Annotated in this window: 9 protein-coding genes and 2 pseudogenes; 8 read left to right on the plus strand and 3 right to left on the minus strand. The window is 66.4% G+C overall.

Annotation, left to right across the window (positions count from 1 at the left end; genetic code table 11):
• Positions 1–165: 165 nt before the first annotated feature.
• The 7 genes and pseudogenes from AC07OV_RS05735 to AC07OV_RS05765 form a co-directional block, all read left to right on the plus strand.
• Positions 166–1,740: pseudogene (locus tag AC07OV_RS05735) on the plus strand ((2,3-dihydroxybenzoyl)adenylate synthase); the annotation flags it as partial.
• Between the two features lie 84 nt (positions 1,741–1,824).
• A pseudogene (locus AC07OV_RS05740) lies at positions 1,825–3,129 on the plus strand (salicylate synthase); the annotation flags it as partial.
• Positions 3,126–9,509, plus strand: coding sequence for an amino acid adenylation domain-containing protein (locus AC07OV_RS05745; RefSeq protein ID WP_495091764.1), 6,384 nt, complete (start codon positions 3,126–3,128; stop codon positions 9,507–9,509). The pseudogene AC07OV_RS05740 and the gene AC07OV_RS05745, both read left to right, overlap by 4 nt.
• Positions 9,506–14,980, plus strand: a complete 5,475-nt coding sequence (locus AC07OV_RS05750; RefSeq protein ID WP_495091765.1) for a non-ribosomal peptide synthetase — start codon at positions 9,506–9,508, stop codon at positions 14,978–14,980. Before AC07OV_RS05745 ends, AC07OV_RS05750 begins: the two co-directional genes overlap by 4 nt.
• Positions 14,977–16,074: an NAD(P)H-binding protein gene (locus tag AC07OV_RS05755; protein WP_495091766.1), complete on the plus strand. Its 1,098-nt coding sequence runs from the start codon at positions 14,977–14,979 to the stop codon at positions 16,072–16,074. Before AC07OV_RS05750 ends, AC07OV_RS05755 begins: the two co-directional genes overlap by 4 nt.
• Positions 16,071–17,153 carry a Gfo/Idh/MocA family oxidoreductase gene (locus tag AC07OV_RS05760; protein ID WP_494996921.1) on the plus strand — a complete coding sequence of 361 codons (1,083 nt, stop codon included), beginning with the start codon at positions 16,071–16,073 and terminating at the stop codon, positions 17,151–17,153. Before AC07OV_RS05755 ends, AC07OV_RS05760 begins: the two co-directional genes overlap by 4 nt.
• Positions 17,143–17,937, plus strand: coding sequence for a thioesterase II family protein (locus AC07OV_RS05765; RefSeq protein WP_494996920.1), 795 nt, complete (start codon positions 17,143–17,145; stop codon positions 17,935–17,937). The genes AC07OV_RS05760 and AC07OV_RS05765 overlap by 11 nt, the downstream gene beginning before the upstream one ends.
• On the opposite strand, the gene AC07OV_RS05770 is transcribed toward AC07OV_RS05765, so the two are convergent.
• Together AC07OV_RS05770 and AC07OV_RS05775 are read right to left on the minus strand one after the other, a co-directional pair.
• Positions 17,934–19,190 (minus strand): MFS transporter, encoded by a 1,257-nt coding sequence (locus AC07OV_RS05770; protein WP_495091767.1) that lies wholly within the window; start codon positions 19,188–19,190, stop codon positions 17,934–17,936. The genes AC07OV_RS05765 and AC07OV_RS05770 overlap by 4 nt on opposite strands.
• Before the next feature lie 94 nt (positions 19,191–19,284).
• On the minus strand, positions 19,285–20,019 hold the full coding sequence (locus AC07OV_RS05775) for a class I SAM-dependent methyltransferase (RefSeq protein ID WP_495091768.1): 735 nt from the start codon (positions 20,017–20,019) through the stop codon (positions 19,285–19,287).
• Positions 20,020–20,284: 265 nt separating this feature from the next.
• Here AC07OV_RS05775 and AC07OV_RS05780 point away from each other — a divergent pair, with 265 nt between their 5' ends.
• Positions 20,285–21,367 (plus strand): LLM class flavin-dependent oxidoreductase, encoded by a 1,083-nt coding sequence (locus AC07OV_RS05780; RefSeq protein ID WP_495091769.1) that lies wholly within the window; start codon positions 20,285–20,287, stop codon positions 21,365–21,367.
• Between the two features lie 135 nt (positions 21,368–21,502).
• Here AC07OV_RS05780 and AC07OV_RS05785 read toward each other — a convergent pair whose 3' ends face one another.
• Positions 21,503–22,297 (minus strand): class II aldolase/adducin family protein, encoded by a 795-nt coding sequence (locus AC07OV_RS05785; protein WP_495091770.1) that lies wholly within the window; start codon positions 22,295–22,297, stop codon positions 21,503–21,505.
• Positions 22,298–22,403 lie beyond the last annotated feature (106 nt).

Below are 22,403 nucleotides of genomic sequence, written 5' to 3' on the forward strand. Positions count from 1 at the left end.
GGGAATTATTGCTGGGCCGACGCTGCGCACTTTTGGGCATAAGGTTGTAACCAAAAAATTCGGATCAGGGCCATGACGTTCGGTTTCGGGCAGTCCATTCGTTGAATAAGGAGAATGATTCTCAACAAACCAGCTTTCCAGCGACCCTCACAAGGAGCCCGAACCATGCACCCTCTTCATTGGCGCGACACTCAAGCCCAGCACCTGACCGGAGGCGGCCTGTGGCAACCCCAAAGCCTGAATGAGCACCTGCAAGGCTGGGCACGCGCCTTCGGACCACGCATCGCCCTGATCGAAGGCGAGCAACAACTGAGCTACCGCGACTTCGAACATCAAGTGTGTTGCCTCGCCGGTGGGCTGGCCGACCTCGGCATCCACAGCGGCGACCGCGTACTGGTGCAACTGCCCAACGGCATCGATTTCGCCCGCACCCTGTTCGCCCTGCTGCGGGTGGGCGCATGGCCGATCCTGGCCATGCCGGCGCACCGCGAACGGGAAATCCAGGCCCTGTGCGAGCTGGCCGAACCCAGTGCCTACATCGTCGCCGAGCGCTTCCTGGGGTTTGATTACCGGCCCATGGCCGAACGCCAATTGGCGCTGTGCCCGTCCCTGAAACAGTTGATCATCGCCGGTGCCGTGGCCGCTCAAGGCGTGACCCTGGCCAGCGTCAACGGCGCGCTGCGCGAACCGGCGAAGGTCGACCCGCACAGCACCGCGTTGCTGTTGCTGTCCGGCGGTACCACCGGCACCCCCAAACTGATCCCGCGCAGCCATGCCGATTACGCCTACAACGCCATGGCGTCTGCGCAACTCTGCGGGTTCGACCAGGACTCGGTGTACCTCGCCGCCCTGCCCATCGCGCATAACTTTCCACTGGCCTGCCCGGGGCTGATCGGTGCGTTGTCCAGCGGCGGTCGCGTGGTGTTCTCGCGCACGGCCGGGGCCGATGAAGCCTTCGACCTGATCGCCCGCCACCGCGTGACCCACACCGCCCTGGTGCCGCCCCTGGTGAAGCTGTGGCTGCAGGCGCGCGAGTGGGACCACAGTGACCTGTCGAGCCTGCGCCTGTTGCAGGTCGGCGGCGCGCGGCTGTCCAGCGACGTTGCCGCCCGTGTCGCGCCCGCCCTGGGCTGCGCCCTGCAACAAGTGTTCGGCATGGCCGAGGGCTTGCTCTGCTACACCCGCCTGGATGACCCGCAATCGGTGGTGCTCAATACCCAAGGCCGGCCCCTGTGCAGCGCCGACGACGTGCGCCTGGTGGACGCGAATGGCACCCCCGTCGCCCCCGGCGAAGTCGGCGAGCTGATCGTGCGCGGCCCCTACACCATCGCCGGCTATTACTGTGCCGACGCCCACAACCGCCAGGTGTTCGACGCCGAAGGCTTCTTCCATTCCGGCGACCTGGCGCGCTGGACCGCCGACGGCAACCTGGTGGTCGAGGGGCGGATCAAGGAACAGATCAACCGCGCTGGCGAAAAAATTGCCGCCGCCGAAATCGAACAACTGCTGCGCGAACACCCGCTGGTGCAAGACGCCGCCGTGGTCGCCCTCACCGACGAACGCCTGGGCGAACGGGTGTGCGCCTGCGTGATCCTGCACACACCGCAACCCTTTGCCTTGAGCACCCTGCACCAGCATTTCCAGGGCCTCGGCCTGCCGCGCCACAAGTGGCCGGACCAACTGGAAATCCTGCACAGCTGGCCCCTGACCAGCGTCGGCAAACTCGACAAACGCCAATTGCAGCAACGCTTCCAATGCAATGCCGAACCGCGCCAGCGCTACCTGGAATGCCGCGTGCCGATCAGTGCCGAACCGCAGGAACTGGCGGCCGCCCTGGCCGGTGTCTACCTGCCGGAGGACCTGACCCTTTACGAGCACCAAGGCGAATGGTCCCTCGGCGTGGGCAGCATCGCCCAGGTGCGCCTCAGCGGCAGCACCGTGCAGCTGAGCGTGGCCGGCCAGCGCTGGAGCTGGCCCGCCGACGACATCCCGCTGGCCCTGGAAAAAGCCGCCCAGGCCCTACCCTTCGAACAATGGCGCGCTTACGGCACCGCTACCTTTGAACTGGCGCGGCGCTTTTACCAACTGGCAGACCTGCCCAGCTCCCGCCCGCTGCTGCACCTGGACATCCCCACCCTGGAGATCCGCTTGCGCGAGGGCTGCGCGCTGATTCGCGCCCTGCAACCGGCCGCTCTCGCCGCTGCGCAAAGCCGCGTGCAGGCCCTGGACGCCGAGTGCGCCCTGGAGCAACCATTGCCCCGCGCCGCCTTAGTGGACGTCGCCGGGCATGACGCCGCGCGGTATAGCAGCCAGGTCGAAAGCGCCGTGGCGCAGATCGTCCGTGGCGATTACCAGAAGATCATCCTGTCGCGCAAAGTGCCCCTCGACGGTCGCGTCGACCTGGTGGCCAGCTACCGCGCCGGGCGGCGCGCCAACACGCCGGCGCGCTCGTTCATCCATCATCAGGGCGGGTTCTCCTGCGTAGGCTTCAGCCCGGAAACCGTGGTGGAAGTCAGTGCCGGCGGCTCCGTGAGCACCCAGCCGCTGGCCGGCACGCGCGCGCTGGGCCGTGACGTGGAAGAGGAAGCGCGCCTGCGCCAATCGCTGTACCAGGACCCCAAGGAAATCGCCGAGCACGCGGTGTCGGTCAAGCTGGCATTTGAAGAGCTGCAACCGATCTGCGAGCCACAAGGCCTGGGGGTCAGCGAGTTCATGGGCATCTCGCGGCGAGGCAGCGTGCAGCACCTGAGTTCGCGCCTCAAAGGCCGGCTCAAGCCCGACTGCAATGCCTGGCACGCTTTCGCCGCGCTGTTCCCCGCCGTGACTGCCTCCGGCATTCCCAAGCGTGAAGCCATCGCCGCGATTGCCGAGCACGAGGGCCGCAGCCGCGACCTCTACAGCGGTTGCGTGCTGATCGCCGACAGCGACGGCAGCCTCGACGCCGCCTTGGTGCTGCGCAGTGTGTTCGAAGACCAGGGCCAGGCCTGGGTGCAGGCCGGCGCGGGGATTGTCTCGTTGTCGCTGCCTGAACGGGAGCTGGAAGAAACCCGCGAAAAACTCGCCAGCATCGCGCCCCATGTGCGCGTGCTGGCCGTTGAAACCCAGCGCGCCGCCGAGGTGCAGCCATGAGCGCGCTGACGGTCGAACACCTGCGCGAACAGATCGGCGCGCTGCTGCACGGTGGCCCGGCGCTGGACGATCAAGCCAACCTGATCGAGCTGGGCCTGGACTCCCTGCACCTGATGCGCCTGGTCAACCAATGGCGCCAGGCCGGCGCCCCCGTGACCTTCGCCGACCTGATCGAACAACCGACCCTCGCCCACTGGCTGCCCCGCCTCACGGCCACCCCGCGTAAAGCGGCCAACGCGGCTGTCGTCATCGACCCTGCTGCACCCTTCGCCCTCACCGACGTGCAGCACGCCTACTGGATTGGCCGAGGCGCCGAGCAGGTGCTGGGCGGCGTGGGTTGTCACGCCTACCTGGAGCTGGACGGCAACGCCCTCGACCCGCAGCAACTGGCCCTTGCCTGGCAAGGGTTGCAGCAATGGCACGGCATGCTGCGCGCGCGGTTTGATGACGAAGGCCGCCAGCAGATCCTCGACGATGGCATGTCCGCGTTGCAGGTTCACGACCTGCGCACCCTGGCACCGGCTGCCCGTGAACAGGCCTTGCAGGCGACGCGTGACAGCCTGTCTCATCGGCAATTGGCGGTCGAGCACGGCGAAGTCGCCGGGCTGCAATTGAGCCTGCTGCCCGAGGGCCGTACGCGCCTGCATTTCGACCTCGACCTGCTGGTGGCGGACGTGCACAGCCTGCACCTGATCCTGCGCGACCTGGCCGCGCTGTACCGGGGCGAACGCCTGCCCGAGACCGGGCGCGATTGGCATTTCGCGCGCTACCTGGCCCAACGCCCGGCCCCTAAAGCCAGCGCCGCGCAGTACTGGCAGGCGCGACTGGACCACCTGCCCGCCGGCCCCGCCCTGCCCCTGGCCTGCGAACCCCAGGCCATCGAGCAGGTGCGCTTTACCCGTCGCCAGCAACGCCTCACGCCAGAGGTATGGCAACGCCTGCGGGAGGCCGCCGCCAAGCGCCAACTCACCCCGGCCATGCTGCTCGCCGGGGCCTTCGCCCAGGTGTTGGGTCGCTGGAGCGAGGTGCCGCACTTCCTGCTCAACCTGCCGCTGTTCGATCGCCAGGGCGACACGCCGGGGCTGGATCAAGTCGTCGCGGACTTCACCAACCTGCTGTTGCTCGAAGTCGACCTGCGCCAGCCCGGCAGCCTCGCCCAGCAGTTGACGCAGGTGCAGGCGCAGTTCCATCGCGACATGGCCCATGCCGACTATTCCGGGGTGCAGGTGCAACGCGACCTCGCCCAGCGTGGTGCGGGCCAGCGCAGTTTTTCGCCGGTGGTGTTTGCCTGCAACCTCGGCACACCGCTGTTGGGCCAAAGGGACGCGCAAACCCTCGGCGCCCTCACCCAGATGATTTCCCAGACGCCGCAGGTGTGGCTCGACCACCAGGTCTACGAAGAGGACGGCGCCCTGCTACTGGCGTGGGATGCCCAGGACGCGCTGTTTCCCGAGGGCCTGCTGGACGCCATGTTCAGCGCCTACCTGGACCTGCTCCATAACCTGCAACACGACACTGCTTGGGATGCGCCCGCCCTCGCACACCTGCCGGCGCACCAGCACCAGGTGCGCCAACAGATCAACGCCACCGCCACATCGATTACTCCACGCACGCTGCATCAAGCGCCGTTTGCCATCAGCGGTGAGCGCCTGGCCCTGATCGATAGCGACCAGCGCATCACCTACGCACAGCTGCAACAGGGCGCCCTGCGAATTGCCGCGGCGCTGCTGGAACAGGGTGTGCAGCCAGGTGAAGCGGTGGGCGTGTGCCTGCCCCGTGGCCATCGCGCAGTGCTGGCGTTGTATGGCGTACTCGCGGCGGGGGCGTGTTATGTGCCCATCAGCCCGAGCCAGCCCCAGGCCCGCCTTGAACGCATCTGCCAACGTGCCGCCATCGACACGCTGATCGACCCTATCTGGCTGGATCACGCCCTGGCCTTCGCGCCGCTGCCGGCACCTGTGGCGGTGAGCCCCGACAGCCCGGCCTACGTCATCTTCACCTCCGGCTCCACCGGCGAACCCAAGGGCGTGCAGATCAGCCATCGCGCTGCCTGCAACACCCTGGATGACCTGAATCAACGCTTCTGCATCAATGAGAACGACCGATTACTCGCCGTGTCAGCACTGGATTTCGACCTCTCGGTGTACGACCTGTTTGGCGTGCTGGCCGTGGGCGGCAGCGTGGTGCTGCTGGATGAAGCGCAACGCCGCGACGCCTCGGTGTGGAACCGCCTGATCCAGCAACACCAGGTCACCCTATGGAACTCGGTGCCGCTGTTGCTGGACATGCTGCTGACCGTGGCCGACACGCTGCCGCTGCGCATGGCGTGGCTGTCCGGCGACTGGATCGGCCTCGACCTGCCTGCACGCCTGCACGCTGCCAGCAATGGCGGTTGCCGCTTGATCGCCATGGGCGGCGCCACCGAAGCGGCGATCTGGTCCAACTACCAGCCGGTCGACCTGCCCTTGCCGACGCACTGGCGCTCGATCCCTTACGGCACGCCGTTGGGCAACCAGCAGTATCGCGTGGTCGACACCCTGGGCCGCGACTGCCCGGATTGGCTGGCGGGCGAGCTATGGATCGGCGGTGCGGGCGTCGCCGACGGTTACCGAGGTGCGCCGGACCTGAGCGCCGAGCGCTTCGTTGAACACCAGGGCGCACGCTGGTACCGCACCGGTGACCTGGGCCGCTATTGGCCCGATGGCCGCCTGGAATTCCTCGGCCGCCGTGACCACCAGGTGAAAGTGCGCGGCCACCGTATCGAGCTGGGTGAAATCGAAAACGCCCTGCTCGTGCAACCGCGCATCCGCCAGGCGGTGGCCCTGGCGGTGGGTACGCCGTTGCACCTGCTGGCGGCAGTGGTCCCGACCGAAGGGGCGCTGTGCACCGAGGAACTGCGCCAGGCCCTCGGCACGCAACTGCCCGACTACATGTTGCCCAGCCAATGGCTGTTGCTGGACACGCTGCCCCTGAGTGCCAACGGCAAACTCGACCGCCACGCACTGGTGACACTGGCCGAGCAGGCTCACCCGCAACATGCCACCGCCAACGAAGCGCCGTGCGGTGAACGCGAGCAACAGGTTGCCGCGATCTGGGCCGAGCTGCTGCCCGGTGCCCAGGTGTATCGCCAGAGTGATTTCTTCCGTTTGGGCGGCGACAGCCTGCTCGCCACCCAATGCAGCGCACGCCTGCGCCGCGCTGGCCTGGCCAATGCGCAGAGCCTGCGGCAGCTGTTTGCCACGCCGCGCCTGGCGGAGTTCGTGGCGCAGTTGCAAACCCCCGGTGTACAGGCCGAGCAACGCCTGGTGGCCAACCTCGGCCAACGCCATCAAACCTTCCCGCTCACCGAAGTGCAACAAGCTTATTGGCGCGGACAAAGCCAGGGCCTGCCGCTGTCGTGCGGCACCACCTACCTGATCGAACTGGACGGCGCAGCGCTGGACATTCCACGCTTCGAACAGGCCTGGGACCGCCTCATTCAGCGCCATGAAATGCTGCGTGCTCAGTTGGTGGGCGATGACCAGCAGGTGATCCTGCCCGAGGTGCCGCCGATGCAGGTGCATCGGCACCAGGCGCCTGACGCGGCCGCCGCCCGTCAGCGCCTGGCAGACTGCTGGGCCTCGCGCCCACGCCAACGCCATCAGTGGCCGATGTTCGAGGTGCATGCCGTCAGCTATGGCGAGCACGGCTGGCGCGTCGGGTTGTTCTTCGATTACCTGACCCTCGACGGCCTGAGCATCAAGCGCCTGCTGGCTGAACTGGCGCTGCTCTACACCCAGCCGCACACGCAACTGCCTGCGCTGGACCTGTCGTTTCGCGATTACGTGCTGCAGGTCCAACCCGACCCGGCGAGCCTTGCACTCGCCCAGGCCTATTGGCAGGCACGCCTGGACGACCTGCCCGGCCCGCCCGCGCTGCCGTTGCACACCGCGCCGCAGCAGTTGGGCGAGGTGCACTTCAGCCGCCGCGAATTCCGCCTGGCCGCGCCGCAGTGGCAAGCCTTGCGCCAACGGGCGCGCGAGTCTGGTATCACCGCCTCGGTGCTGTTGCTGAGTGTGTATGCCCAGACCCTGGCGCGCTGGAGCGACGGCCAGCCGCACACCCTCAACCTGACGCTGTTCGACCGCCAGGACCTGCACCCGCAGATTGGCCAGGTGCTCGGGGACTTCACGTCCTTGGCGCCGGTGAGTGTCTACCCGCACGCCCACGCCAGCTTCCTCAGCGAAGCCCAGGCGGTGCAGGCGCAAGTCGCCGATGTGCTGCAACACGCAGCGTGCTCATCCATCTGGGTGCAACGCGAACGCGCCCGCCGTGTCGGGCCGCAGGCCGCCGCGTTGCCGGTGGTGTTCACCAGCACGCTGGGGCTGGCCGATGACCTGCTGCAAGACCTGCCCGAAGGCTTCCCGGACATCGTCGCCGGCGGCCTGTCGGAAACCCCGCAGGTGTGGCTCGACCACCAGCTCTATGAACATCGCGGCGCCCTGGTGCTGTGCTGGGATGCGGTGGATGCGCTGTTTCCCGAGGGCCTGCTGGACGCCGCCTTTGCCAGCTACACCCAGGCTTTGCTCGGGCTGATCGACGCCGACTGGCAGGCGCCACTGGTCTTGCCTCTGCCAGGCAACCAAGCGCAAATACGCGCCCAGGCCAACGCCACTGCCGTCGAGATTGCCCCCCGGACCCTGCTCGACGCGCCCTTCGCCATCGCCTCCCGACGCCTGGCCCTGATCGACGGCGAGCGCCGCGTCAGCTACGGGCAATTGCGTGAAGGCGCCCTGCGAGTGGCCGCCTGGCTGCAGGCCCAGGGCGTGCAACCCGCAGATGCCATCGGCGTGCACCTGCCCCGGGGGGCTGACGCGGTGATCGCCCTGTTCGGCGTATTGGCCGCCGGCGCCTGCTACGTGCCGATGGGCATGCGCCAACCGCTGGAGCGCCGCCAACGCATCGAACAGCGCGCAGCCATTCGCCTGACCCTGGATGCCGAACAATTGGCCCTGGCCCTGCACAGCGAAGCATTGCCCGCGCCCGTCGCCGTCAGTGTCGACAGCCCGGCCTACGTGATCTTCACCTCCGGCTCCACCGGTGAACCCAAGGGGGTGCAGATCAGCCATCGCGCCGCCTGCAATACCCTCGACGACCTCAATCAGCGCTTCGTCATCGGTGCCGAAGACCGGTTGCTGGCCGTGTCCGCGCTGGATTTCGACCTGTCGGTGTACGACCTCTTCGGCGTGCTGGCGGTGGGCGGCAGCGTGGTGCTGCTGGATGAAGAGCAGCGCCGCGATGCCTCGGCCTGGCAGCGCCTGATCCAGCAACACCAGGTCACCCTGTGGAACTCGGTGCCGATGCTGCTGGACATGTTGCTGACCGTCGCCGACACCTTGCCGCTGCGCCAGGCCTGGTTGTCCGGTGACTGGATCGGCCTCGACCTGCCGGCGCGCCTGCACACGGCCAGCCATGGTCGCTGCCAGTTGATCGCCATGGGCGGTGCCACCGAAGCGGCGATCTGGTCCAACTACCAGCCCGTTTGCCTGCCGTTGCCCCGCCACTGGCAATCGATCCCGTACGGCCGCCCGCTGGGCAACCAGTGCTATCGCGTGGTGGACAGCCAAGGGCGCGATTGCCCGGACTGGGTCACCGGCGAGCTGTGGATTGGTGGGCGCGGCGTGGCCATGGGGTATCGCGGCGCAGCCGAGCTGACGGCCGAGCGCTTTGTCGAGCACGACGGCCAGCGCTGGTACCGCACCGGCGACATGGGCCGCTACTGGCCGGACGGCAGCCTGGAGTTTCTCGGCCGCCGTGACCAGCAGGTGAAAGTGCGCGGCCATCGCATCGAACTGGGGGAAATCGACAACGCCCTGCTCGCCTGCCCGCAGGTACGCCAGGCGCTCACGGTAACCCTGGGCAACCCGCCAAGCCTGGCCGCGGCCGTGGTGGTCGACGGCGAGGTGTCGCTGGAAGTGCTGCGCCAACAGCTGCGCCAGCGCCTGCCGGACTACATGCTGCCCGCCAGCCTGCACCTGCTCAACGAGCTGCCCTTGAGCGCCAACGGCAAGGCCGACCGCAATGCGCTGCGCCAATGCCTGGCGGACATCGCCATTGAACACAGCGATGCCCCGCAAGGTGCGCAGGAACGGGAAATGGCCGAGGTCTGGAGCGAGGTGCTGCAACGCCCGATCCCTGGGCGCCACAGTGATTTTTTCCTGCTGGGGGGCGACAGCCTGAGCGCCACGCGCCTGGTGGAAACCCTCAAGCGCCGTCGCGTGTGCCAGGCCCCGCTGAGCCTGCGCGAACTCTTCGCTCATCCGAGCATCGCCGCCCTGTGCGACTACCTGGGCAGCCCTACCGAACAACACGCCGAGTATTTCGAGGAAGGCACCTTATGAATTCCCCATTGAACCTGTCGCACTTTCTCGCTGAATGCGAAGCCCTGGGTATCCGCCTGTGGGCCGAAGACGGCCAGCTGCGGTTTCGCGCACCGGCCGGTGCCTTGGACGACGCCCTCAAACAACGCCTGCGCGAGCACAAGGAGCTGCTGTTGCAGTGGTTCAGCCCGCAGCAGGCAGAGGTGGTTGCCGACCCGGCCAACCAGTTCCAACCCTTTGCCCTCACCGATGTGCAAGCCGCCTACCTGGTGGGCCGCAGCGATGCCTACGACTACGGCGGTGTCGGTTGCCACGGCTATGTGGAACTCGATGGCCCGGCCCTCGACCCCAAGCGCCTGGAGCGCGCCTGGCACCAACTGATCCTGCGTCACCCGATGCTGCGTGCAGTGATTGCCCAGGCCGGCCACCAGCAGGTACTGCCCGAGGTGGAGTTGCCGGCACTGCACAGCCAGGACCTGCGCGCACTGCCTGCCGATGCCGAACAACAGGCGTTGCTGGCCACCCGCGAAGACCTGGCCCACCGCGTGTACGCCGCCGACGCCTGGCCGCTGTACGAACTGCGCCTGAGCCAACGCAACAACGGCAGTCGCCTGCACTTGTCGATTGATTTGCTGGTGGCCGACTTTGTCAGCATCCAGTGCCTGCTGGGGGAATTGGATCAGCTTTATCACGCCCCCGAGCAGCCACTGCCAGCACTGGAACTGACCTTTCGCGATGCCCTGTTGGCCGAGCGCGCGGCCCTCGACACCCCCGCCGCGCAAGCCCGCCACAGCCGTGACCGCGACTACTGGCTGGCACGCCTGGAGCAATTGCCGCCGGCACCCGAATTGCCCACCCTGGAGCCGGTACAGGGCCAGACGCCGCGTTTCGAACGCCATGCCACCGGCCTCTCCCCTGCGCAGTGGCAACGCTTCTGCGCCCACGCCGCGCAACAACGCCTGACGCCCTCGGCCGCCGTGCTCGCCGCCTTCGCCGAGACACTGGGGCGCTGGTCACGCCGACCGGCGTTCAGCCTGAGTGTCACCGTGCTCAAGCGCCCGCCGCTGCACCCCGACATCGACAAGGTGCTGGGCGACTTCACCGCGGTGAACGTGCTGGCGGTTCAGCCGCCCTCCGATAGTGATTTCCACCAACGCGCCAGCTCCTTGCAGGAACAGCTGTGGCGAGACCTGGAGCATGGCGCCTTCTCCGGCATCGAGGTGCTGCGTGAGCGCGCCCGGGTCCACGGCCGCAGCCTGATGCCGGTGGTGTTCACCAGCACCCTGGGCGTGGGCGAAGCGCGCCCGTTCATGCGCGGTGCCACCCTGGGCTATGGCATCACCCAGACGCCCCAGGTGTGGCTGGACTGCCAGGTCAGCGAAGGCCCGCAAGGCTTGCAAGTAAACTGGGACGTGCGCAGCGGCGTGTTCCCCGAGGGCTTGGTGGAGGCTGCGTTTGCCAGCTTCGAACAGTTACTGCGCGAGTTGGCCGAACAGCCAGCCCCTTGGCAGGCCGCGAGCCCCTCGAAGTTGCCCGCGGCCATGGCCGAACGCCGTTTGCACAGCAATGCCACCAAGGTCGACTGGCCCCAAGGCTGCCTGCACGACGGGTTTGTCGACAGCCTGCAACGCACGCCGCAGGCACCGGCACTGATCACCCATGAAGGCACGTTCAGCTACCGCGCCCTGGCCGAACGGGCCAACGCCGTGGCGCAAGCATTGCACCGCGAAGGCTGCCAGGCGGGTGCCAAGGTCGCCATCGTGCTCGACAAAGGGGTGAACCAAGTGGCCGCCGTACTCGGCACGCTGTTGCGCGGCGCAGTGTATGTGCCCATCGACAGCGGCCAGCCAGAGGCACGCCGTGACGCGATTCTTGACGACGCGGGCATCCGCTACGTGCTCACCGACACCGCCCAGGCGGAACACCGTATCTGGCCAGAGCATGCCACATTAATCGCCGTCGAACGCCTGGCGCCATTGCCCTTCGAGCAGTTGCCCCAAGTGAAAACCGACCCGGCCAGCCTCGCCTATGTGATCTACACCTCGGGCACCACCGGGCGGCCCAAGGGCGTGATGATGAGCCACCGCGCCACCTTCAACACCTTGCTCGACATCAACCAGCGGGTGGCGTTGAGCGCACAGGACCGGGTGCTCGGCCTGGCCAATCTCGGCTTCGATCTGTCGGTGTACGACCTGTTCGGCAGCTTCCTCGCGGGCGCCACGCTGGTGCTGCCCGACCCGGCCCAACGCAGCGACCCGGCGCACTGGGCCGGCCTGATCAACCTGCATCAGGTCAGCCTGTGGAACTCGGTGCCGGCGCAGCTGCAGATGCTCTGCAGCTACCTGGAGGCCGAACCCTATGCCGCACCCAAATGCCTGCGCGTGGCGCTGCTCTCTGGCGACTGGATCGCCGTCAGCCTGCCGGGTGCGATCAAGGCCCATTGCCCTGGGTTGCGCTTGATCAGCCTGGGCGGCGCCACCGAGGCGGCGATCTGGTCGATTGGCCATGAGATCGACAGCGTCCCCGCCAACGCCCGCAGCATTCCCTACGGAACCCCCTTGGCCAACCAGCAGTTCCATGTGCTGGACGAACAGTTCCAGGACCGCCCGGACGGCGTGGCCGGCGAGTTGTACATCGGCGGCGTGGGCCTGGCAGACGGTTACCTCAACGACCCCGAGCGCACCGACCAGCGTTTTATCCGCCACCCCCACAGTGGCGCGCGGCTGTACCGTACTGGCGACTTCGGCCGCTACCGTGCCGACGGGCAGATCGAGTTCCTCGGCCGCGAAGACACCCAGGTCAAGTTGCGCGGGCACCGCATCGAACTCAGCGAAATCGAAAGCCTGCTCAACGAACACCCGGACGTGGCCCACGGCGTGGTGCTGCTCAGCGGTGACAACCCGATGGAGCGCCGCCTGGCCGCGTTTGTCGAGGCGCGCCACCTGAACACCGACAGCAGCGCCGCGCCCCTGGCCGACTGTGCCCTGGCATGTGGCGCCCAAGCCACCGAACAGCTGGACCGCAGCCTGTTCGCCGAATGGGTGGCGATGGCCAACCGTATCGCCCTGCTCGATATCCTCAAGACTCTGCGCGACGCCGGGCTGTTCACCGACGCCAAGGCTCGCCACAGCCTGGCCCAGGTGCAGCAGCAATGCCGTGTTGCGCCGGCCCATCAACGCCTGATGCGCCGCTGGCTCAAGGCGCTGGTCAACGAAGGCTGGCTGTTGCAAGACGCCGACGGCTACCGCCTGGGCGAAGCCCCCGGGGCCGACCAGCGCGCCGTGTGCTGGCAGGCCATGAATGCCCTGGAGCAACGCCTGAACTATGGCGCCGAACTGCTGCGTTATTTGCACGAGTCCAGCGAGCGCCTGCCGCAGTTGCTCAGTGGCGAGGTCGACCCGCTGGCGCTGCTGTTCCCCCAGGGCAGCATGGACACCGCGCTGGCGGCCTATCACGAAAACCTGTTGATGCGCTGCATGAACCAGGTGATCTGCGCCAGCGCCCAGCACATTGCCCGTGAGCGCGCCGCCCTCGGCCTGCCGCTGCGGGTGCTGGAAATCGGCGCCGGGGTGGGCGGCACCAGCCGCGACTTGATCCCGGCCCTGGATGGGTTTGCCGTGGATTACCTGTTCACCGACGTCTCGACGTTTTTTATCAACGAAGCACGTGAGCATTTTGCCGACCGACCGTGGGTGCGCTTCGGCCTGTTCGACATCAACAGCGACGCCCTGACCCAGGGGCTGAACGCTGGAAGCTGGGACCTGATCGTCTGCGCCAACGTGCTGCACAACGCCCGCCATGCGCCCACGGTGTTGAACAACCTGCGTGAATTGGCAGCGCCCGGTGGGCACTTGCTGGTGATGGAGGCCACCCGCGAGATCCTTTCGTTGCTGACTTCCATGGAGTTCAAGGAAGGCCTGGACGGCTTCACCGACTTGCGCGCCGGCAGTGACCAGACCTTTATCAGCCGCACCCAATGGCAGGCGTTGTTCAGCGACGCCGGCGCCGAGCTGGTGGCGGCGTGGCCCCAGGCCCAGGACGTGCTCGATTGCGCGGGCCAGACCACATTTGTCACGCGCTTCCCGGCGCGGCGCGTGGCGCTGGGTGGCGAACAACTGCAGGACTACCTGCACCAGCGCCTGCCCGGCTACATGGTGCCGAGCCAGCTGCAAGTGCTCGAAAACCTGCCGTTGTCGGCCAATGGCAAGGTCGATCGCGCGCGCCTGGCCCAGCGCCTGCATGCTCAAGGCAGCAGCGTGATGGACAGCGGTGAAGCGCCGCAAACCGATCTGGAACAACGTATCGCCAAGCTGTGGAGCCAAGCGTTGGGTTGCACCGAGTTGGCCCGGGACCAGGACTTTTTCGCAGCCGGTGGCGACTCGCTGCTGGTGGCGCAGATCGTCGCCAAGATGCGCGAGCAACTGCCGGAAACCTCGGGCTGGGAATGGGATCGCCTGCTGCGCGAAGTGCTGCGTGAACCCACGGTCAAGGCCATCGCCGCACGCTTGCAGGATGCGCCGGCGCAAGCGCCCACCGGCCACGCCACCGACGCATCGTGCTTGAGCGTACTGGCGCCGGCTCGCGACCCGGCGTGCAGCACCGTGCATGTGTTGCTGCACGACGGCAGCGGCACCCTCGCCCCTTACCGCAGCCTGCTCGCCGCCCTGCGCACGGCGCCACAACGCCAAGGTGCGATCCTGGGCCTGAGCCTGCTGGATGAAGCGGCTTACCTGAAGGTGGACGCCGAACAATTGATCGAACAGTTGGGCGCACGGTATGCCAGTGAACTGCTGGCCCACGGCAACCTGCGCTTCGAGTTGGTGGGCTATTGCATGGGCGGCCTGCTGGCCACTGAGGTCGCCCGTTGCCTACTGGAAGCCGGCGCGCAGGTGGGCACCGTGAGCATCATCAGCAGCGACCGCTTCCGCTATGAAATCGCCGATGAGCTGTTGCTGGAACGCGCCTTCGGCCGCTTGCTCGGGGCCGATATCCAGGCGGCCGGGCATGCGGTCGACGACGCCGGTTTACACAGTGCCCTGGCGCACTTGATCGAGCGCCATGGCCAGCAACTCCCGGCCGATTGCCTGCAACAGCTGGATGGTGAATGGGCGCCCATCGCGGCCAGCTACCGCCAGCTCGCCGAGCAACCCAGCGACAGGCGTCTGCAAGCCCTCGCCGCTCAGGTACAGACCCAAGCCGAGCCGATGCCAGCCGAACAAGTGCAGGCGCTGTTCCGCGTGTTCCGCCACAGCCTCAATGCCGTGGCGCGTTACCAACCGGCGCCGTTTACCGGTGACCTGCGCATCCTGCTCGACGACGAGACCCTGCATTTCCTGCCGGGCCTGCAAGGCGATATGCGCGGTTTCTGGAATGATTTGGCGCTGGGCGACATCAGCTTGCAGACCATCAGCGGCGACCATGTGTCGTGCATGCAGGCGCCCCATGTCAACCAACTGTTGCCCGTGCTGCTGGGCGCGCAGGTGCCCGCATGAGCCGGCGTTTGGTTGGACTGGTCGGCGCCGGAGGGGCCGTGGGCAGCGCAGCGCTGGCTCAGTTGCGGCGGCAGGCGGACGTGCACGTGCGTGCCGGCCAGCGCCGGGCTCACACCTGGCCTGACAATGTCGAGGGATGGGTGTTGGATGTGTTCGACCCACAGACACTGGCGGCGTTTTGCAGCGGCTGCCAGGTGGTCCTCAACTGCGCGGGGCCGTCGTGGCAGGTGGGTGATCGCGTGGCCCAGGCCGCCCAGGCGGCGGGTGCGGCGTATGTGGATGCCTTTGGCAATGCGGCGTTGCTGACGGCGTTACAGGGTGCCCGTCAGCCGTCGATCATCGGCGCCGGGGTGTTTCCGGGCCTTACTGCGTTGCTGCCGCGGTGGATGGCGAATCGGGGTTTCGACCGGGTCAGTAGCCTGCACATTCACGCCGGTGGCCGCGAGCATTGCAGCCAGGCCGGCGGTGCCGATGTGTTGCTCAGCGCCCTGGGCGGCTTTGGTACGCCGAACGCCCAGTGGGTGGAAGGCCGTGTGCAAGCATCGCCAATCGAGCAGCAGGCACGGCGCCTGGCGGGCTTTCCCGAAGCGGTGTTTTGCAGTGCCTACCTCACCGATGAACTGCAACGCCTGGCCCGCACCCTTGGTATGCCCCGGGCGAGCTTTCATAACGTATTCGACCAGGCCGAGATCCCGGCGCTGATCGCTGCGTCATGCCAACGCCTGAGCCAGGACCCGAGCGCCCTGCTCGCTGCGGTGGCGCAACTGGTGCACGCCGCTGAACTGCAATTGCTCGGCCGTCGCCCGTACTACCGGCTGAGCGTGGAACTCAGCGGATGGCGTGGTGGGCAAGCCGTGCGCCAACGCGCAGTGCTCAGCAGCCAGGACAGCTACGGGCTGAGCGCCAGTGTCGCGGTGTGTGCGGCGTTGCAACTGCTGCGCGATCCGTCCTGGCGTGGCGCGCACTGGGCCGGTGACTGCCTGATGCCCGACGACGTGATCACGGCCGTGCAAGCCGACGCCGCGTGCCAGGCACTGAGCATCGTCAACCTGGCGGCGCAGACGACCACGGCCGAAGAGGAAGGCGTGTTATGAGCACGGTATTAAGGGTGATTGTATGCGGCACCACCTTCGGCAATGTCTACCTGCAAGGCCTTGCGCGATTGCCGGCGCACTACCACGTGGTGGGCATCCTGGGACGCGGCAGCGCAGCGTCCGAGGCGTGTGCCCGGCGCTGGCAGGTGCCGCTTTACCGCAATGTCGAGGAGCTGCCCGAGGTGGATCTGGCCTGCGTGGCCGTACGTTCGGCGGTGGTCGGCGGCCATGGCACCGAGCTGGCCAAGGCATTGCTGGCCCGAGGCATCAACGTGGTCCAGGAGCACCCGGTGCATCACGACGAAGTGGTCGACTGCCTGCGCCTGGCCCGGCAGCACGGCGTGCTGTACCGGCTCAATCCGTTCTACAGCGACCTGGCGCCCGTGCGGTGTTTTATCGACGCGGCGCGCCATGTGCTGAGCCTGCGTGAAGCCGAGTACATCGACGCCGCCTGCAGCGTGCACGTGCTGTTCCCGCTGGTGGAGATGCTCGGCCAGGCCCTCGGCGGCCTGCGTCCCTGGGCCTTCAACCTGCACGCCGAGGCCGTGGGGCCGTTCATGAGCATCAGCGGCGAACTGGCCGGAATCCCCCTGCATTTGCGGGTGCAGAACCAGATGCACCCGGGCGACCCGGACAACCACACCCAGTTGCTGCACCGTATTGTGCTGGGCACCCGTGGCGGCACGTTGAGCCTGACCGACACCCACGCCAGCGTGCTGTGGAGCCCCCGCGCCCACGTGCACCGCAATGCCCAGGGCGTGCTGGAAATGGACGGCGACGCCCCCGCCCTGGACCTGGCCGTGAGCAGCCTGATCGGTTATCCGCAGCCACCGACCTTACGCGAGGTGTTCAGCGACCTGTGGCCCGACAGCATCGCCCACGCCTTGCTGCGGGTACACGCCGCAATCGGCCAGCCCAACGACTCGGCCCTGGCACAGTTCCACCTCAGTTGCTGCAAGGCCTGGCAGCAACTGGGCACTGTGCTGGGCCCCGCCCAAGCCATCCACCCCGAGCCCCCGGTGCCCCTGGCCATGCAGGCTTGGGTTGCCCCAACGAGGAACCTGCCCCGTGCTCAATGAAATCCTGCACCTGCAACAGCATCAACAACGCTGGGTGCGCCGTTTCGAACCGCGCCCCCTGGCCCGCCAGCGCCTGTTCTGCCTGGCCCATGCCGGCGGCGGCGCCCGTTTTTTTGCCGATTGGGCGCGCCTGCTGCCGCCGAGTATTGAAGTGATCGCCGTGCAATTGCCCGGGCGCGAAGAGCGCATCAATGAGCCGTTGATCCCGCACATGCATGCGCTGGTGAATGCCCTGATGGCGGCCTTGCCAACATGGCTCGATCGCCCTTACGCGCTGTTCGGCCACAGCATGGGCGCGGCGGTGGCCCATGAGCTGTGCCTGGCCTTGCAACGCCAGGCGCTGAGGCTGCCGACCTGCTTGATGGTGTCAGGCCGCGAAGGCCCTGAACGTCATCACGGCGGCTGCCTGCACCTGGCGGACGATGCGCGGTTGCTGGCAGATATTGCCGCGTTGGGTGGCAGCCCCCAGGCCTTGCAAACCTCACCCGAACTGCGGGCCATGGCCTTGCCGATCTTGCGCAATGACTACCAGTTGATCGAGACGTACCAGCCCGCCCCCGAGCGCGCGCGCTTGAACGTGCCCATCGAGGTGCTGGTGGGGCGTGATGATCGAGAGCTGAACCCCGGGGATGCCGAGGCCTGGGCGCAGGAAACCCGTGAAGGCCTGCAGGTGCACCGCTTTGAAGGCGGGCATTTTTACCTGGTGCCCCAGCGTGAGGCGGTGTTGCGCTGTGTCAGCCGGTGCCTGGGGGTGAGTCACTCCCAGGCCCTTGAAATGCCTTAGGCGTCGTCCAACCCCAGCCCACGGGTGCTGCGCCGCACATGCCAGAGCATGCCGAGCGCAGCACCCAGGGCCAGCAAGCCGACGCCCAGGCCACTGGCGTAACCCCAGCTGGCCGCCACGCCGATGGCCACCGACGACACCAGGATATCGCCGAGGGTCTGCAAGCCCTGGAACACCGAACAGTCCGTGCCCGGCTGTTCGCCCAACTGCGCAAAGCGCATCGCCAAGGTGTAGGACGCCACGCTGGTGACACTAATGCCCAGCCCGCCCAGTACTGTCGCCACGCTCACATACCCCATGCCCGACAGACCCGGTTGCAGCACCAAACCCAGCCACAGCACTCCGGCCGAACCGACCATCGCCAGGCCCGTCAGCAAGGTGCTCCAGCGCGAGTAATGGCGCAGCAACAACCCGGCCACGCCACAGCCAACGATGATGGTGAGCAACTGCCCGACACCGGCCAGCACCCCCACATCACTCACCGACCAGCCATCATCGAGCAGGATCAATTTGGCCAGGCCGAAGAACGTCGAGCCGCCAAGAGTCACCAGCATCACCAGGGCCGTCAGGCGCCCGGAAAACCGACGTTTGAAGAAGCGCCGCAGGCTGGCTTTGTCTGCCGCCGGCAATGCAGCGGGCTCCCGCCAGAACAGCACCGGCAGGCTGCACAGCAGCACCACAGCCGCCAACAAGGTAAAGACCAGCGGCGCACTGAAGTGATCGAACAGCAGCATCGTGCCCGGCCCGCCGAGCAGCATGCCAACCATGAAACCCGCCACCTGGAAGGTGTTGACGCGCCCCAGGCTGGCGCTCGACAAACGCTCAGCGGCCAGGCCGTCGACGGCGATATCCTGGGTGGCACTGAACAGCGAGAGCAAGGCAATCAGGCCCAGCAACAGGCCCATGTTCGGCACATCAAAGGGCACCAGCGCCATGGCCGCCAGGGTCAGCACCGAGCCTGCCTGCAACGGCAGAATCCAGCTGCGACGCCGCCCCAGGCGCGGGCTCCAGCGGTTTTCCACGGCAGCGGCCCAGAACAGCTTGGCCACCCAAGGCAGGCTCGCCAACGGGGTCAACGCCACCAGGTCGAGGGAGGCGCCCATGTTGCGCAACAGCGTAGGGTACGCCTGGAACGCCAGTCCCACCGGCAAGCCCTGGGCCAGGTACAGACCGGCCACCACCAGCACAATTCGCCAATCCCGCGTCACCGCCGCGCGCGGGCTGGCGGGGGAAGTCTCGACAACCGATTGCATGTGTTCACCCTGCCCCAAATGCTGAAAAAGCCCATCTAACGGGATCCGCCAAAGGGGCGCCGCCCGTAACCTGCAACGGCCCCCCGAATCGGGATTAACTGCGCTTGCGCAAGACTGCGGCGGGGATCAGCGCATCGCCCAAAGGCTCAAGCACAAACCCTGCGGCGCCGGCCTCTTCGGCGACCTGTTCGAGGCCGAAGGTGTGCCAGTGATGGTCGGCCTGGAACTGGCGCAGCACCTGCTCGCCGGCACGCACCTGATAGTCGAGGGTCCAGTGCATCAGGTCGCCGCCGGCGGGCTCGCCCTGCAGGGCGACGTGGTAGGTGTGTTCGCCGATGGCCGCGTTGGCGACCTGCATCAGCGGCACCGTTTGCGGGGCCTTGAGCATCATCACGTCGACGATGACGAGGCCGCGCTCACCCAGGCGCTCGGCCAGTTGCTGCCAGAGTTGCTGGCGCTGTGCTGTATCGAGGTAACCAATGGTGCCGCAGATGACCGCCGCGGACAGGCGTGGCGGCAAGGTGACCTGCTCGAGGGTGCCGGCCAACACGGTGACGCGTTGGCGCAAATCGCTGCTGCGCATGATCCGCCCCACCAGCGCCGCGCGCATGGCGGCCGAAGGTTCCACCGCAAGAATGCGCGCGTTGGGCAAGGCCTCGGCGATCACCTGAACACACGGCCCGGTGCCGGCGCCGACATCCAGAATCACCCCGTTGGGGTCCACTTCCTGCAACGCCCGGGCGATGGGCCCGCCGCGTTGCAACCACTGCTGCTCGCACAGCACATCGTAGAATTCGGCAGATAACGCATACGGATCGGCGGTGGTCATGAAGGCATTCCCAATGGCTGATGAACGAGGCGTGATGATAACCACTCTCAACACCAATTCAACCGCGGGAATGCAAAGGGCATTTTTTATGCAGCCACAAAATGCAGATTACTGATACACATTAAAAATCATCATTCTGGATTTTAATAATTAGGTTAGAACCAATCGGCATTTTACAGGCCCTGCCGCTGCCCCTACTTTGAAGGCGAATAACCGACCCCTTGCCCGGTGGAGGTGACCCCCACGCACTGAACAAGGACAGACCATGAGCATCGAATTCATCGGCTACATCGGCGGCCACCACGCTTCCGAAATTCACCCGCGCAGCGGCCCGACCCTGCAACCGGACTACGTCGAAACCGTGGCCCGCGCCCACGAGGAAGCCGGCTTCGACCGCGCCCTGGTGGCGTTCCATTCCAACAGCCCCGACAGCACGCTGATCGCCTCCCACGCGGCGAGCGTGACGCGCAAACTCAAGTTCCTGATCGCCCACCGCCCGGGTTTTGCCCAGCCCACCCTCGCCGCCCGCCAGTTCAACACGCTGGATGTGTTCATCGGTGGGCGCACTGCCGTGCACATCATCACCGGCGGCGACGACCGTGAATTGCGTGCCGATGGCAGCCATATCGGCAAGGACGAACGCTATGCGCGCACCGACGAATACCTGAGCGTGGTGCGCCAGGAATGGACCAGCGAGCAACCGTTCGATTTCGACGGCACTTACTACCAGGTCGAAGGCGCGCACTCCACGGTGAAGTCGCCGCAACAGCCGCATATCCCGCTGTACTTCGGTGGGTCTTCGGCGGCCGCGATTGCGGTGGCGGGCAAGCATGCTGACGTGTATGCGCTGTGGGGTGAAACCTATGAGCAAGTGCGCGAAATCGTGACCCAGGTGCGTGCTGAGGCGGCCAAGCATGGGCGTACGATCCGCTTCAGTCTGTCACTGCGGCCGATCCTGGCGGACACCGAAGAACTGGCGTGGGCGCGTGCCGACAGCATCCTGCAACAGGCCACTGCGTTGGCTGAGAAAAATGGATTTGTGCGGCGCGAACCACCGAATGAAGGATCGCGTCGACTGCTCGCGGCAGCGGCGCAAGGTACGCGGTTGGACAAACGCCTGTGGACCGGAATTGCCGGGTTGCTCGGGGCGCAGGGTAACTCCACCGCTCTGGTGGGCACCGCCGAACAGGTGGCTGAAGCACTGGTGGATTACTACGACCTGGGGATCACCACGTTCCTGATCCGCGGCTTCGACCCACTCAATGACGCGATCGACTACGGCAAGCGCCTGATCCCCCTCACCCGCCAGCTGATTGCTGAGCGCGAACAGGCCAAACAGGTCGCTTAATCAAGATCACCACAAAACCAAATGTGGGAGCTGGCTTGCCTGCGATGCAGACACCTCGGTTGTTCAGATGAACCGAGTTGATGCTATCGCAGGCAAGCCAGCTCCCACATTTTTGGATCTGCTGTGTACCGTGGATCAGTTTTTGTAGTCCGTATCGGTACGCTCCAACTGCCGGATCAGCGCGTTCCAATGCCGCGCCACGCCCGGTCCATCGCCGGCCTTGAACACTTCGGCCTGCTTCTCGACCTTGGCCACCACTTCGGCTGGGGGGAAGATCAGCTCCACATTCCCCGCCGCCTGCGCCGCGATCTGAATGTTGCACGCGCGCTCCAGCCCTTGCAGCTGCTGAAAGGCATGCTCGACGCTGACACCCGCGGTCAACAGGCCGTGGTTGCGCAAGATCATCACGCTCTTGTCACCCAGGTCCGCGACCAGCCGCTCACGTTCATCCAGGTCCAGCGCTACGCCTTCGTAGCCGTGATAGGCCACACGCCCGGAGAAGCCGATGGAATGCTGGGAGATGGGCAGCAACCCGTCCTTCTGTGCCGACACCGCAATGCCGTCACGGGTATGGGTGTGCAACACCGCCTGCAGGTCATGCCGCGCGCCGTGGATGGCGCTGTGGATCACGTAGCCGGCGTAGTTGATGCCCAGGCCAGTGGGATCGTCGACGATCGTGCCGTCGAGGTCGACCTTGACCAGGTTGGAGGCGCTGATTTCATCGAACAGCAAGCCGAAGGCGTTGATCAGGAAATGCTCCTCCGGGCCCGGCACGCGGGCAGAGAAGTGGGTGTAGATGTGGTCGGTCCATTTGTACAAGGCCGCCAGGCGATAGGCGGCGGCCAGTTTGACGCGCACTTCCCATTCTTCCGGGGTGACGCGTTGGCGAACGGAGTTGGAAACGCTGGAAATCGAGGTGACGCTGCTCATGGCAAAACTTCCTGGATGGCCTTAAGGACTTCCAGGCAAGCCTACGGGGTGCAAAAAAATAATAAAAAGCACATTTTAATCTAAGCTAATTATTATTTTTTTTCAT

The sequence above is a fragment of the Pseudomonas sp. GW821-FHT09A09 genome (assembly GCF_059418405.1).